The sequence below is a fragment of the Buttiauxella cochleicola genome, assembly GCF_021283185.1.
GTDB lineage: Bacteria > Pseudomonadota > Gammaproteobacteria > Enterobacterales > Enterobacteriaceae > Buttiauxella > Buttiauxella massiliensis.
The window spans coordinates 1-14,849 of the sequence record NZ_JAJSOS010000016.1 but is presented as its reverse complement, the minus strand read 5'-3'; the positions used below and the strand labels follow the sequence as shown (position 1 = coordinate 14,849).

General features: G+C 50.2%; 13 protein-coding genes, 2 tRNA genes and 1 rRNA gene. 2 read left to right on the top strand and 14 right to left on the bottom strand.

What is annotated here, in order from left to right; all coding sequences use genetic code 11:
- Nucleotides 1-8: 8 nt before the first annotated feature.
- From LVQ76_RS20200 to ilvL, 10 genes are all read right to left on the bottom strand, one after another.
- Complete coding sequence (locus tag LVQ76_RS20200) at nucleotides 9-2,072, bottom strand: BglG family transcription antiterminator (protein ID WP_232922332.1); 2,064 nt, start codon at nucleotides 2,070-2,072, stop codon at nucleotides 9-11.
- Nucleotides 2,073-2,140: 68 nt separating this feature from the next.
- Nucleotides 2,141-3,544 carry a PTS galactitol transporter subunit IIC gene (locus LVQ76_RS20195; protein ID WP_232866435.1) on the bottom strand — a complete coding sequence of 468 codons (1,404 nt, stop codon included), beginning with the start codon at nucleotides 3,542-3,544 and terminating at the stop codon, nucleotides 2,141-2,143.
- Nucleotides 3,545-3,589: 45 nt separating this feature from the next.
- Nucleotides 3,590-3,868: a PTS sugar transporter subunit IIB gene (locus tag LVQ76_RS20190; protein ID WP_035896401.1), complete on the bottom strand. Its 279-nt coding sequence runs from the start codon at nucleotides 3,866-3,868 to the stop codon at nucleotides 3,590-3,592.
- Between the two features lies 1 nt (nucleotide 3,869).
- A complete protein-coding gene (locus LVQ76_RS20185; RefSeq protein ID WP_232866429.1) occupies nucleotides 3,870-4,385 on the bottom strand; it encodes a PTS sugar transporter subunit IIA in 516 nt (171 codons plus the stop codon).
- Nucleotides 4,386-4,641: 256 nt separating this feature from the next.
- Nucleotides 4,642-6,186 (bottom strand): threonine ammonia-lyase, biosynthetic, encoded by a 1,545-nt coding sequence (gene ilvA / locus LVQ76_RS20180; RefSeq protein WP_151996171.1) that lies wholly within the window; start codon nucleotides 6,184-6,186, stop codon nucleotides 4,642-4,644.
- Between the two features lie 2 nt (nucleotides 6,187-6,188).
- Nucleotides 6,189-8,039, bottom strand: coding sequence for a dihydroxy-acid dehydratase (ilvD, locus tag LVQ76_RS20175; protein ID WP_064515146.1), 1,851 nt, complete (start codon nucleotides 8,037-8,039; stop codon nucleotides 6,189-6,191).
- A gap of 61 nt (nucleotides 8,040-8,100) precedes the next feature.
- On the bottom strand, nucleotides 8,101-9,033 hold the full coding sequence (locus tag LVQ76_RS20170; protein WP_064515144.1) for a branched-chain amino acid transaminase: 933 nt from the start codon (nucleotides 9,031-9,033) through the stop codon (nucleotides 8,101-8,103).
- 19 nt (nucleotides 9,034-9,052) lie between these two features.
- The gene (gene ilvM / locus LVQ76_RS20165) at nucleotides 9,053-9,310 is read right to left on the bottom strand and encodes an acetolactate synthase 2 small subunit (RefSeq protein ID WP_064515142.1); all 258 of its coding nucleotides are present in this window, start codon (nucleotides 9,308-9,310) and stop codon (nucleotides 9,053-9,055) included.
- Complete coding sequence (gene ilvG / locus LVQ76_RS20160; RefSeq protein ID WP_232922331.1) at nucleotides 9,307-10,953, bottom strand: acetolactate synthase 2 catalytic subunit; 1,647 nt, start codon at nucleotides 10,951-10,953, stop codon at nucleotides 9,307-9,309. The genes ilvM and ilvG overlap by 4 nt, the downstream gene beginning before the upstream one ends.
- A gap of 139 nt (nucleotides 10,954-11,092) precedes the next feature.
- Complete coding sequence (gene ilvL / locus LVQ76_RS20155; RefSeq protein ID WP_072009493.1) at nucleotides 11,093-11,191, bottom strand: ilv operon leader peptide; 99 nt, start codon at nucleotides 11,189-11,191, stop codon at nucleotides 11,093-11,095.
- Between the two features lie 354 nt (nucleotides 11,192-11,545).
- Between ilvL and LVQ76_RS20150 the strand changes: the two genes are divergently transcribed.
- On the top strand, nucleotides 11,546-13,066 hold the full coding sequence (locus LVQ76_RS20150; RefSeq protein ID WP_232922330.1) for a YifB family Mg chelatase-like AAA ATPase: 1,521 nt from the start codon (nucleotides 11,546-11,548) through the stop codon (nucleotides 13,064-13,066).
- A 26-nt stretch (nucleotides 13,067-13,092) separates the two neighbouring features.
- Here LVQ76_RS20150 and LVQ76_RS20145 read toward each other — a convergent pair whose 3' ends face one another.
- Entirely contained in the window at nucleotides 13,093-13,431 is a 339-nt protein-coding gene (locus LVQ76_RS20145; RefSeq protein ID WP_151996167.1) for a MaoP family protein, read from the bottom strand.
- A gap of 89 nt (nucleotides 13,432-13,520) precedes the next feature.
- Between LVQ76_RS20145 and hdfR the strand changes: the two genes are divergently transcribed.
- On the top strand, nucleotides 13,521-14,375 hold the full coding sequence (gene hdfR, locus LVQ76_RS20140; protein ID WP_370639870.1) for an HTH-type transcriptional regulator HdfR: 855 nt from the start codon (nucleotides 13,521-13,523) through the stop codon (nucleotides 14,373-14,375).
- A gap of 79 nt (nucleotides 14,376-14,454) precedes the next feature.
- On the opposite strand, the gene LVQ76_RS20135 is transcribed toward hdfR, so the two are convergent.
- The 3 genes from LVQ76_RS20135 to rrf all read right to left on the bottom strand — a co-directional run bounded on the left by LVQ76_RS20135 (nucleotide 14,455) and on the right by rrf (nucleotide 14,840).
- Nucleotides 14,455-14,530, bottom strand: a tRNA-Trp gene (locus LVQ76_RS20135).
- A 54-nt stretch (nucleotides 14,531-14,584) separates the two neighbouring features.
- Nucleotides 14,585-14,661, bottom strand: a tRNA-Asp gene (locus tag LVQ76_RS20130).
- Between the two features lie 63 nt (nucleotides 14,662-14,724).
- Nucleotides 14,725-14,840, bottom strand: a 5S ribosomal RNA gene (gene rrf, locus LVQ76_RS20125).
- Nucleotides 14,841-14,849: the final 9 nt, after the last annotated feature.

Here is a 14,849-nt window from a genome sequence, read left to right as displayed (position 1 = left end):
ATTAATGATTACGAATGACGGGCAAATTCATTTATCAGTGCATATTCATCCTGTGCGTGGCGAATAACATTTCCGCCATCATAGAATTCGAGAAATTCATTTAATTGCGCGAGCGCCTTAAGATGCTTTTGCGGATTATTCGTTGCCAGGACGATAATAATATCGGCCTGCATATAACCGGCGAAATCAATCTTAGAGGGCAGGCGTAATAACGTCATCCCCGTTTCCAGCGCGCCATCATCGACACCCGCGTGGGCGATAATTACGCCATCAGCCAGCATGATATAGGGCTGCTCATCGGCGATTTTATTCAGCATAATTTGCAGGTAGCGCGGTTCAATCACCCCGTTTTCCAGCAGCGATGCTGAAGCTTCGGTAATCGCCTGCTGCCAGTCACTGGGCAGCGAAGTAGCAAACTGAACGTGTTCGCGCTGCAGCAAGTCCGTTAGCGATGGCGTCGGCGGGTCAATGCTACCCGCTGCTCTCGCGGCGCTGTTCTCATCATAGATGTAGCTGGCGAGCGCGCGCTGTAGCCCTTTGTGATCGATGATATTGCCGAAGCGTTCGAAGATAAGCAGCAACTGCTCAATCTGAATGATGTTCGGATCTACGCCCTGTAGCGCGCTGATCACATGATTACGGAACGCGCTTTTATGAATGCTGCTGATGGACGGATTCACCACAAACACCATCTTGCTGGTGTTCAGGTGCGTGGTCGAAAAGACCACGTCGTAGTGCCCGGTATAGCGTTCAAACTCGCGCCGTGACATCACTTCAGTAAAGTGCAGCTCCGGGAAAAGCACCTGCAACGTCAGGAACAGATAGGTAGAAATCGTGGCGCTGTTTTCGCACACCACCACCGCGGTTTTCTGTAGTTTAATCTGATGGATAACCCCTTCGCGGGTCAGCCAACCGCCAAAGAGCACCGTCAAAAACGCCATCTCTTCATCGGGGATTTCGCAGTGCAGCACCGTCTCGAACGGCACGGCCGCACGGCGAACCATCTCGTGCAGATGGCTGAACTCTTTCACCACCAGATCGTAAACGCTGCTGGTATTGGTCAGATGATAGCGAATACGGTAATAGGCCGGCTTCCAGTGCTGATAGATTTTTTCAATCAGCTCATTTTTCTCTTTGATAGTGACGCAGCTTATTTTCTCAAAGTTGTCGACTACCGCCAATACGCTTTCAAGCAGCAGCGTATCCAGGTGGAAATATTTATCGGCAATACTTTGAATATTGGAACTTTGGATCAGTGCCGTCAGGAAAACCAGTTCATTTTCACTATTGATATTGATTTTACTGATAACGCTCTGCATCAGGGTAAATTCTCTGCTGCCAATAATATCGGCGTAGCTACTCGGAATATTGACCAGACCTTTCCCTGAATCAATACGGTGCAGGACAAAGCAGATAAAATAAATAAGCTCCTGAAGCTGACGGTCGGTAAACTGAATTTTAAAACGCTTTTCAATTTCGCTAAAAACGTTGCCGACCTTTTCCAGATAGTCGCTCATCACGTTGTTGTAGTGGGCGAGGATATTTTTTGCGACCGGAATTTCCAGCACCCGACGTAAACAGTTAAGCAGCAGGTAGCGTTTTTCCAGCTCCCCACCAAGAATATGGTAGCCGTTGCTCCGGTCGTAGCTTATCTCCAGCCCGTGCTCGATAACCTCAGCTCGTACCTTTTTCAGGTCATTGACAATCGTATTCTGGCTAACGCTCAGCGAAGAGTAGAGATGCAGCAATGACAGTCGTTCACTGCGGGTCAGCAACATAAAGATAATCATCTGCCCACGTTCTTCTTCCGAGTAGAGATAGCGATGCTCGGTTTCAGAGGTCTGATTCTGGCGAAAATGCTCAATCACATGGCGCGGGATATGCAGCTTCCCGGTTTTCAGGCGGTTGATCCGGTCGAAGTGGTTCGACTCCAGGTAGTCATTCACCTTTTTCAGCGTATAGCTCAGCTGTTTGCGCGTCAGGCAAAACTGCTCTTCAAGCTTCGTCCCCGTGATGCCGGAATCGTTCACAATGGCATCCAGCACTGCAACCACGCGTTTATCCATAGCCATGCCGACTCTCCTGCAATGAAAAGCCTGGCGGCGGCGCCTGCCGCCAGACACGAACATGAAACCCAGAATTACGCCTGCTGAACCTTTTCCTGCTGCTCGGCTTCTTGCTGTGCCAGATTGCTTTCACGACGCAGTTCGCGGGAGTAGAAGAAGTAGCCGCAGCCCCACCACAGCGCGAAGATCAGCGGGATAAAGTTGCCTTCCAGGAATTTGAACAGGAAAGAGAAGGCATAGGTGAAGACAGGCGCATCAATCGAGCTGTTCGAAATCAGCTGCCCTGCCGGGATGGTGATCGCTTTAGTGGCCAGACCGAGGTCGGTAATCATTGGCGCAAACTGCGTGCCAACGAACAGGAAAAACGGTACGCCAATAATGCTCAGGATAACCATGCGCAGCGTGTTACCGCGCGTCACCAGATAGGCCGGAACAATCAGCGCAATATTAATGATGCCAGCAAACGGCAGGATCTTATTTCCCGGCAGAATCAGCGCCCACAGCAGGGTGAACGGGATGGCAACGATAATGGCAAACCAGATCTCGCTTGCACCGCCCATAAACGGCCAGTCGATACCCACGAACAGCTTACGACCGGAGAATTTCTTATTCATATAGTCGCTGATGGCCTCAGAGATCGGCGACAGCGCCTGCATGAAGAGCTTTGAAATCATCGGGAACAGCACCAGCGCCGTTGAGGCCTGCACACCCAGCATCAGCGTTTTCGCAACGCTGTAGCCCGCAATCACCCCAAACAGGATCCCCAGAATAAAACCAATGATGTGGTTTTCAGCAAAGACCCCGACTTTAGCGCGCAGCGCGCTGGCATCCATCGGCTTATTGCAGACCGGAATTTTGCGCAGCAGCAGATCGAACGGGTAATAGATGGCACCAAAGAAAACCATACGGTGCGTACAGGTCACCCCCGGGATCCCCGTGAGCTTCTCGATACGATGCTGGTGAATATCCCCCGCGTTCAGTTCCATAATGATCTGGAAAGCGGCAACGAGGAACGCCAGTACCAGACTCCAGACCGGGCCAAACAATGGGGTGGTGACGCTCACCACGATAAACGCGGTAAAGATTTTCCCCCACACGTTCCAGAGGTCGGCGTTGAAGGTATTGGTCTTGTTCAGCATCAACATCACAATGTTTACGCCAACCTGAAGCGGGAACATGGCGAACGCATAAGGCCAGGCCCAGGAGATATTCGCCATCGTCGTCCAGCCGCCGTCGACGATACTTAGCTCAAGGCCAGTACGGTTCATCATGGTCTGCGCGGCAACACCGATGGCATCAACCATAAAGCCAATCAGCATGCTCATCCCAACGAAGGCGACGCCCAGCGTGATGGCCGCCGAGGCCGCATCGCGGAATTTCATCCGCACCACCAGCCCGGCTAATAGCATAATAAAGGGCACAAAAACCGGCGCGCCTAAATTCAGAATATAATTTATGACTACACCAAGAAAGTCCATAGCACTTCTCCACTAAAATAATTATACGGATTAAAGAGCTACACCTTATTTGCAGGCATCAATAACTTTTTGTAATTCCTGCTCCATTCCCATGCCGGTAAGAAAAGCAATCCCATTAATTACCGGGATAGGATATTGCTTATCAACTTTGGTAATGGCGATATAAGCCGCACTGTCTTTTATATGGCTATCAAGCGATTTCAGGTCGATGACTTCAACTTTGATATGAGACTGCTGACGTTCATTCAATAAACGGGTCACTTTACTGGCAACAGTTTGTGAGGTAGCAACGCCGCTTCCACATGCAACAATGACTTTTTTCATCTTATATATCCTTATCTAATTGCAGTCTTGATGTGAGGGTACAGAGAAAGGTTTCTACATCGTCTATTTCGCGTAGGGCCTGGACAACCTCTTCATCCGCAAGGCAGTCCATGAGCTTTTGCAGCGCGGTTAGGTGGCTGCTGTGGTCAATAAAACCAAGTAAAACAATAAAATGAACGTAAAGCGTGTTGTCATCATTACCCATTTCCTGCCAGGCAATGGGCGTAGACAGCCGCGTCACGGAGATAAAGGGGCGAATAACGTGCTGAGGATCGGTATGAGGAAGCGCAATGGCCACCGGCAGCGTTGGCAGCGCGGTAGGGTACGCCTTTTCACGGGCGATGATGGCGTCAAGAAAAGAGTCCCGGACGTAGCCTTGCTCTTTAAGCAGCAAAAATATCGAAGAAAAAAAGTCAGTGGAATTATTATAATGTTTATCCAGAAATGTGAGCTGAGGTGTAAAATATTCACATCCTTGCGCACTTTCATTCGGGGCATCAATTATATCCGTTCTCATCCGAATATCCTCTCTAACCGCTAAAAATTAACTAGAGATAATGTTAATTCAGGAGCAGAAAGCGGGCGACAAATATTGCCCCCAAAAGATGTACTCAGGCTGGCGCAATGCGGTGAGCATTTTATTATTAATTACGTCACATTTTTATCGTTGAGATTCGTTGACAGAGAAATAATTCGGCGGATTATGAAAAATAAAGCAGAAAAAGGAAAGCGGGAGATAACCCAGACAGGTTATCTCCCGCTTTAAGCGGCACTTAGCCCGCGAGGAAAAAGCGGAACGCGGGGTTATTTGTCTCGTTATGACAATCGTAACCCAGTTCATTGATTCGGGTTTCGAAATCGGGCTCATTGTCGCCCAGTTCGAATGCCGCCAGTACGCGGCCATAATCCGTGCCGTGGCTGCGGTAATGGAACAGCGAAATATTCCAGTGCGTGCCGAGCGTTTGCAGGAATTTCAGCAAAGCACCCGGTGATTCTGGGAATTCAAAACTGTACAACCGCTCAAGCAGTGGTTTAGACGGACGCCCGCCCACCATGTAGCGCACATGCAGTTTCGCCATTTCGTCATCAGAAAGATCGACAACGCCGTAACCACCTTCGTTAAGCAGTGCGATAATTTCTTGTCGTTCCTCAACACCACGAGTCAGGCGCACACCCACAAAGATGCAGGCTTCTGCCGAGCTGGAATAACGATAGTTAAACTCAGTGACAGAACGCCCGCCCAGCACCTGGCAGAATTTCAGGAAGCTGCCTTGCTGCTCAGGAATGGTGACCGCCAGCAATGCCTCACGTTGTTCACCGAGCTCGCAACGCTCGGAAACGTAACGCAGGCCATGGAAGTTAACGTTCGCACCAGATAGAACATGCGCGAGTCGTTCACCACGGATCTGGTGCTGCTGGATGTACTTTTTCATCCCTGCCAGCGCCAGAGCGCCAGACGGTTCAGCGACCGCACGAACATCTTCGAACAAATCTTTCATCGCAGCGCAGATAGCATCGCTATCCACCGTGATGATGTCGTCGAGATATTCCTGACACAAACGGAATGTTTCATCGCCGATACGCTTAACCGCAACACCTTCAGCAAACAAACCGACGCGCGCCAAATCAACCGGCTTGCCCGCATCAAGTGCCGCTTTCAGGCAGGCTGAATCCTCCGCTTCAACAGCAATCACTTTGATTTGTGGCATCAGCTGTTTGATAAGCACCGCCACACCTGCTGCCAGACCACCGCCGCCAACCGGTACAAATATGCGGTCGATATGGGCGTCTTGTTGCAGCAGTTCAAGCGCCAGCGTGCCCTGCCCGGCGATGACTGCCGGGTGGTCGAACGGAGGTACATAGGTGAACCCCTGCTGCTGCGAAAGCTCGATGGCACGCCCTTTAGCCTCATCAAAGTTCGCGCCGTACAGCAATACTTCTCCACCAAACGCCCTGACCGCATCCACTTTGATATCCGCCGTAGTCACGGGCATGACAATCAGAGACTTGATACCTAAACGTGTTGAAGAAAGCGCAACACCTTGAGCGTGGTTTCCCGCAGAAGCGGTAATCACACCACTGGCTTTTTGTTCGCTGTTCAGCCCGGCAATCATCGCGTATGCGCCACGCAGTTTGAAACTGTGCACTGGCTGGCGGTCTTCACGTTTCACCAGAATGACGTTATCCAGCCGTGATGACAGCTTTTCCATCTTCTGCAACGGTGTAACCTGCGCGACTTCATAAACCGGGGCACGCAGAATGGCTCGCAGATATTCCGCCCCACAAGGGGCGTCAGGTAGTGGTTGTGACTCGGCCATCATTAGCCTCCAAGCTTACTTTTATCGCGCACCGCGCCCTTATCGGCACTGGTAGCGAGCATTGCGTAAGCGCGCAGAGCGAAGGAAACCTGGCGTTCACGTGCGCGTGGAGTCCAGGCTTTGTCGCCGCGAGCTTCTTGTGCTTCACGGCGAGCGGCCATTTCCTGATCGCTCAATTGCAGTTGGATCCCACGGTTCGGGATATCAATGGCAATCATGTCGCCATCTTCAATCAGCGCGATATTGCCACCGCTTGCTGCTTCCGGAGAAACGTGGCCGATAGAAAGACCGGAAGTACCGCCGGAGAAACGACCATCAGTGACCAGTGCGCACGCTTTACCAAGCCCCATAGATTTCAGGAAGGTTGTTGGGTAAAGCATTTCTTGCATGCCCGGCCCGCCTTTTGGCCCTTCGTAACGAATAACAACCACATCGCCCGCGACGACTTTGCCACCAAGGATTGCCTCAACAGCATCATCCTGGCTTTCGTAAACTTTTGCAGGCCCGCGGAATACCAGGCTTTCATCGTCTACACCAGCCGTTTTCACGATACAGCCGTTTTCTGCGAAGTTACCGTACAGCACAGCCAAACCACCTTCCTGGCTGTAAGCATGTTCTTTCGAACGGATACAACCGTTTTGACGGTCAACATCCAGAGAATCCCAGCGGCAAGATTGTGAGAATGCTTTCGTGGTACGAATACCGGCCGGGCCTGCGGAGAACATGCTTTTCACACTTTCGTCTTTAGTCAGCATGACATCGTACTGTTCCAGCGTTTGCGTCAACGTCAGACCCAGAACGTTTTTCACATTGCGATGCAGTAAGCCACCGCGATCCAGCTCGCCCAAAATACCGATTACGCCACCAGCACGGTGCACATCTTCCATATGGTATTTCTGGGTACTTGGTGCGACTTTACACAGCTGTGGGACTTTACGAGAAAGCTGGTCGATATCGGTCATGGTGAAATCGAGTTCTGCTTCCTGAGCTGCTGCCAGTAAGTGCAGAACGGTATTCGTTGAGCCACCCATGGCGACATCAAGCGTCATGGCATTCTCAAACGCTTCTTTGCTGGCGATGCTACGTGGCAGAGCACTTTCATCATCCTGCTCGTAATAACGTTTGGTCAGAGCGACGATACGTTTACCGGCATTGAGGAACAACTCTTTACGGTCTGAGTGTGTTGCCAGCAGAGAACCGTTACCCGGCTGAGATAAACCCAGCGCTTCGGTCAGGCAGTTCATGGAGTTAGCCGTGAACATACCGGAGCAAGAGCCACAAGTTGGGCATGCAGAGCGTTCTACCTGCTCGCTTTGCTCGTCGCTCACTTTCGGGTCTGCGCCCTGAATCATTGCATCAACCAGGTCGAGCTTGATGATTTGGTCAGAGAGCTTGGTTTTCCCGGCTTCCATCGGGCCGCCGGAAACGAAAATAACCGGAATGTTCAGGCGCAAAGAGGCCATCAACATCCCTGGGGTGATTTTGTCGCAGTTGGAGATACAAACCATCGCGTCGGCGCAGTGCGCGTTGACCATGTATTCCACGGAGTCAGCGATAAGCTCGCGTGACGGCAGAGAATAAAGCATGCCACCGTGGCCCATGGCGATACCATCATCCACCGCGATGGTGTTGAACTCTTTCGCCACACCGCCCGATGCTTCGATTTGCTCTGCAACCAGTTTACCCAAATCGCGCAGGTGAACGTGGCCTGGCACGAACTGAGTAAAGGAGTTAACTACCGCAATAATTGGCTTGCCGAAATCGTCATCGGTCATCCCGGTTGCGCGCCACAATGCGCGGGCACCCGCCATATTGCGGCCATGGGTGGTAGTGGCTGAACGGTACTTAGGCATGCTTATTTACTCCAGTCTGTCTGTCGAGCGGACGGTAATCACCATCCGCCTGGTTATATTTTTACTTAGGGTTGACCTGATCTAACCAGCCCCATTTGTCTTCGGTTTCGCCGGTGAACAGGCCAAAGAATGCTTGCTGAATACGCTTGGTAATCGGGCCACAGCGGCCTTCGCCTACCTGAATACGGTCAACGCTACGAACCGGCGTGATTTCTGCCGCCGTGCCTGACATAAACACTTCGTCGGCCAGGTAGAGGGACTCGCGGGACAGCACTTGTTCACGTACTTCGATACCCAGGTCTTTCGCCAGCGTAATGATGGCGTCACGGGTAATGCCCGGCAGCGCGGAAGAGGTAAATGGCGGGGTAAACAGGATGCCGTCTTTTACTTCAAACAGGTTTTCACCCGCACCTTCAGACAGGTAGCCGTTCACGTCCAGCGCGATGCCTTCCTGATAACCATGACGACGAGCTTCGCTGCCAACCAGCAAGGAAGAGAGGTAGTTACCACCGGCTTTCGCCGCAGTAGGAATAGTGTTTGGCGCTACACGGTTCCATGAGGAAACCATTGCGTCGATCCCTTGATCCAGCGCTTCTGCGCCGAGGTATGCACCCCATGGGAAGGCTGCGATGATCACATCAGTGGTGTAACCGTCTGGCGGGTTCACGCCCATACCGACGTCACCCACAAAAACTAACGGGCGGATATACGCGCTGGTCAGGTTGTTTTTACGGATAACAGAACGGCAAGCCTCCATCAGCTCATCAACACTTTGTGATACAGGGAAACGATAGATTTTTGCGGAATCACGCAAACGCTGCATGTGTTCACGATGGCGGAACACCACTGGACCAATGTGAGATTCATAGCAACGGATGCCTTCAAAGACCGATGTGCCGTAATGCAGCGCATGGGACATTACATGGACCTTTGCTTCGCCCCACGGCGTCATCTCACCATTGAACCAGATGTAATCAGCTTTCTTCGTTGTCATTGTTCTCTTCCTTCTGCGCTCAGGCGCGGATTTGTTGTGTTGTTTGTTGCTGGATTTCGACGCGTCCAACGTCAACCAGTTTGCTTAATTGACTAAACAGTAATTCGACCGGGCGCAGGCTGGCAACGGTCAATTCAATATTAATATCGTCAGTGTTCCCCACCGTGACCATGTTCATAGAACAGACCTGAAAACCACGATGACGCACCACGCGTAACACGCGTTCCAGCGTTTCTGGACGAAAACGGGCCGTTACTGCGAGCTGATGTTGCATCATGATAATTTCTCCAGCATTTGAGAGTTACTGGCACCTGGTGGCACCAACGGCCAGACGTTTTCGTACTCATCTATCGAGACGTGAAGCATGTATGGGCCATCGCTATTGAGCATCGCGTCGATGGCGGCTTCGACCTGGTCTTTACGAGTGATGTGTTGGCCTGGGATACCGAAGGCACTGGCCAGCATGAGGAAATCGGGGTTATCGGAGAGATTGGTTTCACTATATCGTTCTGAGAAAAACATCTGCTGCCACTGGCGTACCATTCCTAAACGTTGGTTATCCAGTAAAACGATTTTCAACGGCAGCTGTTTTCGTTTTACGGTGCCCAGCTCCTGAACGTTCATCATGAAAGAGCCGTCACCCGAGATACAGATAACCGTATCGTTCGGCCGGGCTACCTGTGCGCCTACGGCTGCGGGCAGACCAAAACCCATCGTTCCCAGGCCACTGGAAGTGATGAAATTCTCCGGACGTGTGAATGACATATGCTGAGCCGTCCACATCTGGTGCTGGCCCACGTCAGTGGTCACCACGCATTCCTGCGGCTTGCGGTCAGAGATTTGTTTCAGTAATAACGGGGCAAAAATGGCTTCGCCAGGATGATCGTAGCGCCATGGGTTATTAGCGCGCAAAGTGGCTACTTCTTGCTGCCAGTCCGCGATATCCAGCGGTTGCTGCAACGCCTGTAATAACTGGACCAAATCCCCCTGCAACCCAACATGTGCCTGGCGCAATTTACTTAATTCAGCCGGGTCGATGTCCATATGGATCACTTTCGCGTGAGGGGCAAAGGTATTCAATTTTCCGGTAACACGGTCGTCAAAACGGGCGCCGACGGCAATCAGCAAGTCGCATTCTTGCACCGCGAAGTTAGCTGCTTTGGTGCCGTGCATACCTAACATGCCGGTATAAAACGGATGCTCTGCTGGAACGGCACCCAAACCTTTCAAGGTGACCGTAGAAGGCATATTGGTAACCGCAATGAATTCGCGCAGCGCAGGAACCGCCTGAGCCATGCCGACGCCACCGCCGACATACAGCATAGGTTTGCGGGCACTGGCTATCATTTCGCGAGCCTGTTGCAGCTCGGCATGCGGCATTGCAAAATCATCTTCAACTGTCGATAACCACGGCTCCAGATCGCCTTGTGCTAATTGAATATCCTTAGGGATATCCACTAACACGGGGCCCGGACGACCAGAGTTTGCAATTTCAAAGGCTTCTGCAAGGACGCGAGGTAAATCATCGAATGATTCAACGAGGAAACTGTGTTTGGTGCACGCGAGGGATAATCCTAAAACATCCACTTCCTGGAACGCATCGGTACCGATGAATGGGGTGGCGACCTGGCCTGTGATGGCAACGACTGGAACGGAGTCTAACAGCGCATCGGCAAGGCCAGTGATTAGGTTGGTAGCGCCAGGCCCGGAAGTGGCGATGCAAACGCCTGTTTTTCCAGTAGAACGTGCATACCCAATGGCTGCCATTGCAGCGCCTTGTTCATGGCGACAGAGCAAGTGTTCGACCCCGCCGTCATACAACGCATCATAGACGGGCATGATTGCGCCACCCGGATAGCCGAAAACTGTCTCTACACCCTGCGCTCGCAACGCATGTACCACCCACTGCGCACCATTCATAGTTAGTTCCCCGTCTCATTATCGGAGAAACAGCATTTTATTCTGCAACGCATCATCTGTTCCTCTCCGTATTTCTTTGCCCAACAAAAAACCCCCGGACCTTTCGGTGCGGGGGTTCTTTTCGATTCAGGCTTGATTTTTAAGCCTTTCTTTCTCCAAGTGCAGCCCCGCACGGTGGGATAATAATCACCACCACGCTAATCACGACCAGGCTAATCACTTGTAGGAGGGCTTTCATGTTTGTTTATTCTGTCTACTTGTTCGAAGTAATGCCTACAGAGTTATCACAGAGTCAGAGACAAGCACAAGATTTTTTTATGGCGAGAAAGGGGATACAAAAATCAGTCAACAAAAAAACTTTTTGTTTTCAGCACATAAGGAGATAGTGAAAATATTTCATATAGAGCGAATTCTTATTCCTCTCCTCAAAATTTCTTCCAAAAATAAATCTTTTGCGAAGCGCATCGCAGAATAATTTTCAAAAAAGAAATCTTACTCGAAAGTCTGGAAGGCGTTGCGAGGAACATTATTTCGCCTCTTTCAGCATCATTAGCAAGCTGACAGGATGAAAGTTCACCCAGAGGAAAGAGCTATGTCACTGGCAGTTGTTAATACAAGAGCAGCATTAGGCATTGCCGCCCCATTGGTAACCGTTGAGGTTCATATCAGTCAAGGGTTGCCAGGTTTGACGCTTGTGGGCTTACCGGAAACGACAGTCCGTGAAGCGCGAGACAGAGTGCGAAGTGCCATCATCAATAGTGGCTATACTTTCCCGGCCCGGAAAATCACGATAAATCTCGCGCCGGCAGATCTTCCTAAGGAAGGCGGCAGGTATGACTTACCTATTGCTCTGGCATTGCTGGCAGCGTCTGAGCAGCTCTCTATTGATAAGTTAAGTCAATATGAGTTCGTTGGTGAGCTCGCACTTACCGGGGCGTTACGAGGCGTCCCAGGCGCAATTTCATCTGCTATGGAGGCTTTAAAATCAGGGAAGAAAATAATCGTTGCCGATGAAAACTCCGCTGAACTTAGTTTGATAACACAAGCTGGCTGCCTTATTGCAAACCACCTCACTGAAGTTTGCGCATTCCTTGAAGGCAGAGCCGAATTATCTGCTCCAGAAAAGCGGCCGCAGCAACACATTGAATATCGGCAAGACCTTAATGAAATTTTTGGCCAGTCTCAGGGGAAGCGAGCGCTAGAGATCACCGCAGCTGGTGGGCATAACCTATTACTCATTGGCCCTCCAGGAACGGGTAAAACCATGCTGGTCAGCCGACTGAATACTTTACTCCCCCCTTTAAGCGACAGTGAAGCGCTGGAGAGTGCTGCCATTCTAAGCCTGGTCAATCCACATTCGTTACAGCAACAGTGGCGTCAGCGCCCATTCAGAGCGCCTCATCATAGCGCTTCACTGAGTGCAATGGTTGGTGGAGGTTCAATACCAAGACCCGGTGAAATATCTCTGGCACATAACGGTGTGTTATTTCTCGATGAACTCCCGGAATTTGAACGCCGTGTGCTTGATGCATTACGCGAGCCTATAGAATCAGGGGAAATTCATATTTCCCGTACCCGTGCAAAAATTAGCTACCCTGCCAATTTTCAACTTCTGGCTGCGATGAACCCAAGTCCAACAGGTCACTATCAAGGTAAGCATAATCGCTGCACACCCGAACAAACGCTGCGCTACCTTAGCCGTCTTTCAGGGCCTTTTCTTGATAGATTTGATTTATCCGCAGAGATCCCACTTCCGCCACCTGGAATGCTAAGTAATTCAGGTGTGAGCAGCGAAAGTAGCGCAGACGTAAGAGCAAGAGTCATCGCTACACAACAGCGGCAGTATGAGAGACAGCAAAAGTTAAATGCGAGACTGGATAACCATGAAATCAGAAAACATTGTGTCATTGAGCACAATGATGCCATGTGGCTTGAAGAGACATTGGCAAAGTTGGGGTTGTCGGTACGTGCATGGCATCGATTATTAAAAGTTGCACGAACAATTGCAGATATTCAGGAACATAAACAGATACAGAGGGAACATCTTCTAGAAGCATTGAGCTATCGGGCGATTGATCGCTTACTCATTCATCTACAACAGTTAACAGGATAAAAAATGGGGCTTTCGCCCCATTTTTATTAATCATCACTGTCGGTATAGTCTTCAACCGCATCCGCCTGCGGCTTGCCACCTGAGAGGGTATGGAAACGTTTAGGGCGCTTAATTCGCGCCATGTATTTGCTCCACACACGTTCTGCATCTGTCACCGGCTCACGTTCACCACGGCATACAGCTACAAACAGAACTTCCTCTTCAGTACCAGGTTCACGCTTGCCAAGATCCAGCTCATTGAACGCATAACCATGACGCTCTAATAACTGGGCTTCTTTGATGGTGAAATCACCATGGCGAGCGAACCCGCGTGGATAATGTTTATTGTCGAAAAACCGATTAGTCGTCGTAAAGCTTTCCGCCATCCTGCACGCTCCTAATTCTCTTGGTCGAGCTATTTATGGCGCGGAGTATTAGTTACGCTTGACAGAGCGTCAAACAAAACATTTAAATCATAACGACAAATTTTTTTTGGGAGAGAGTTGTGGATACTGAATTATTAAAAACGTTTCTAGAAGTGAGCCGAACGCGGCATTTTGGGCGGGCTGCAGAGGCTCTTTATCTAACGCAATCAGCAGTTAGCTTCAGAATTCGTCAATTAGAGAATCAACTCGGCGTGAATCTTTTTACTCGTCATCGTAATAATATTCGCCTGACGACAGCAGGTGAGCGTTTGTTGCCTTATGCAGAAAACCTCATGAATACCTGGCTCGCTGCCAAAAAAGAAGTTTCCAACACATCTCAGCACAATGAGCTAACGATTGGTGCTAGTTCTTCACTTTGGGAATGCATGCTTTCTGAATGGCTTGTTGCTCTGTATCAACAGCACAAAGGACTTCAATTTGAAGCCCGTATTTCCCAACGCCAGTCGCTAGTTAAACAATTGCATGAACGTCAACTTGATCTGCTGATCACGACGGAATCGCCAAAGATGGACGAGTTTTCATGCCAGTTATTAGGGCATTTTAACCTGGCACTATTTTCTTCTTCACAACAAAGCTCAAAAACAGGGTTAACGTATTTACGTCTGGAGTGGGGTCCTGATTTTCAACAACATGAAGCGGGCCTTATCAACAATGATAGCATTCCAGTTCTAACGACTAGCTCAGCACAAATAGCCTATAAATTGTTGGCACCGCTCAATGGTTGTTCATTTTTACCCATCGAATGGGCCAAAGAATGCGAAGGAATTTACCAGGTACCCGATACAAATACACTTTCGCGCCCTTTGTATGCGATCTGGTTACAAAATAGTGATAAACAAAGCACAATCAAAGAGTTATTAAAGACACCACTTATGGCGCAGTAATGCGCTTTTGTAGATTTGAGGGATAACTTGAGGAATTTTAGGCAAAAAAAATCCTTTGCCGAAGCAAAGGATCATTATATGGCAGGGGCGGAGAGACTCGAACTCGCGACACCCGGTTTTGGAGACCGGTGCTCTACCAACTGAGCTACGCCCCTAAATAACGCTTATTATTAAGCCCGCTGATTAAGCAGGCATAATTTTTTTATAAGTGGCGGAACGGACGGGACTCGAACCCGCGACCCCCTGCGTGACAGGCAGGTATTCTAACCGACTGAACTACCGCTCCACCGAATTTCTTTCTTATTACCACCAGATGTCACATTCTGGCTTTTACTGCTTTGAATTTAGAGCCTGGCAGTTCCCTACTCTCGCATGGGGAGACCCCACACTACCATCGGCGCTACGGCGTTTCACTTCTGAGTTCGGCATGGGGTCAGGTGGGACCACCGCGCTAGTGCCGCCAGGCATATTCTG

Bases quoted from the DNA above. Each gene is read 5' to 3' on its own strand.
- LVQ76_RS20200 (WP_232922332.1), bottom strand. From the start codon at position 2,072: ATGGCTATGGATAAACGCGTGGTTGCAGTGCTGGATGCCATTGTGAAC.
- LVQ76_RS20195 (WP_232866435.1), bottom strand. From the start codon at position 3,544: ATGGACTTTCTTGGTGTAGTCATAAATTATATTCTGAATTTAGGCGCG.
- LVQ76_RS20190 (WP_035896401.1), bottom strand. From the start codon at position 3,868: ATGAAAAAAGTCATTGTTGCATGTGGAAGCGGCGTTGCTACCTCACAA.
- LVQ76_RS20185 (WP_232866429.1), bottom strand. From the start codon at position 4,385: ATGAGAACGGATATAATTGATGCCCCGAATGAAAGTGCGCAAGGATGT.
- ilvA (WP_151996171.1), bottom strand. From the start codon at position 6,186: ATGGCCGAGTCACAACCACTACCTGACGCCCCTTGTGGGGCGGAATAT.
- ilvD (WP_064515146.1), bottom strand. From the start codon at position 8,039: ATGCCTAAGTACCGTTCAGCCACTACCACCCATGGCCGCAATATGGCG.
- LVQ76_RS20170 (WP_064515144.1), bottom strand. From the start codon at position 9,033: ATGACAACGAAGAAAGCTGATTACATCTGGTTCAATGGTGAGATGACG.
- ilvM (WP_064515142.1), bottom strand. From the start codon at position 9,310: ATGATGCAACATCAGCTCGCAGTAACGGCCCGTTTTCGTCCAGAAACG.
- ilvG (WP_232922331.1), bottom strand. From the start codon at position 10,953: ATGAATGGTGCGCAGTGGGTGGTACATGCGTTGCGAGCGCAGGGTGTA.
- ilvL (WP_072009493.1), bottom strand. From the start codon at position 11,191: ATGAAAGCCCTCCTACAAGTGATTAGCCTGGTCGTGATTAGCGTGGTG.
- LVQ76_RS20150 (WP_232922330.1), top strand. From the start codon at position 11,546: ATGTCACTGGCAGTTGTTAATACAAGAGCAGCATTAGGCATTGCCGCC.
- LVQ76_RS20145 (WP_151996167.1), bottom strand. From the start codon at position 13,431: ATGGCGGAAAGCTTTACGACGACTAATCGGTTTTTCGACAATAAACAT.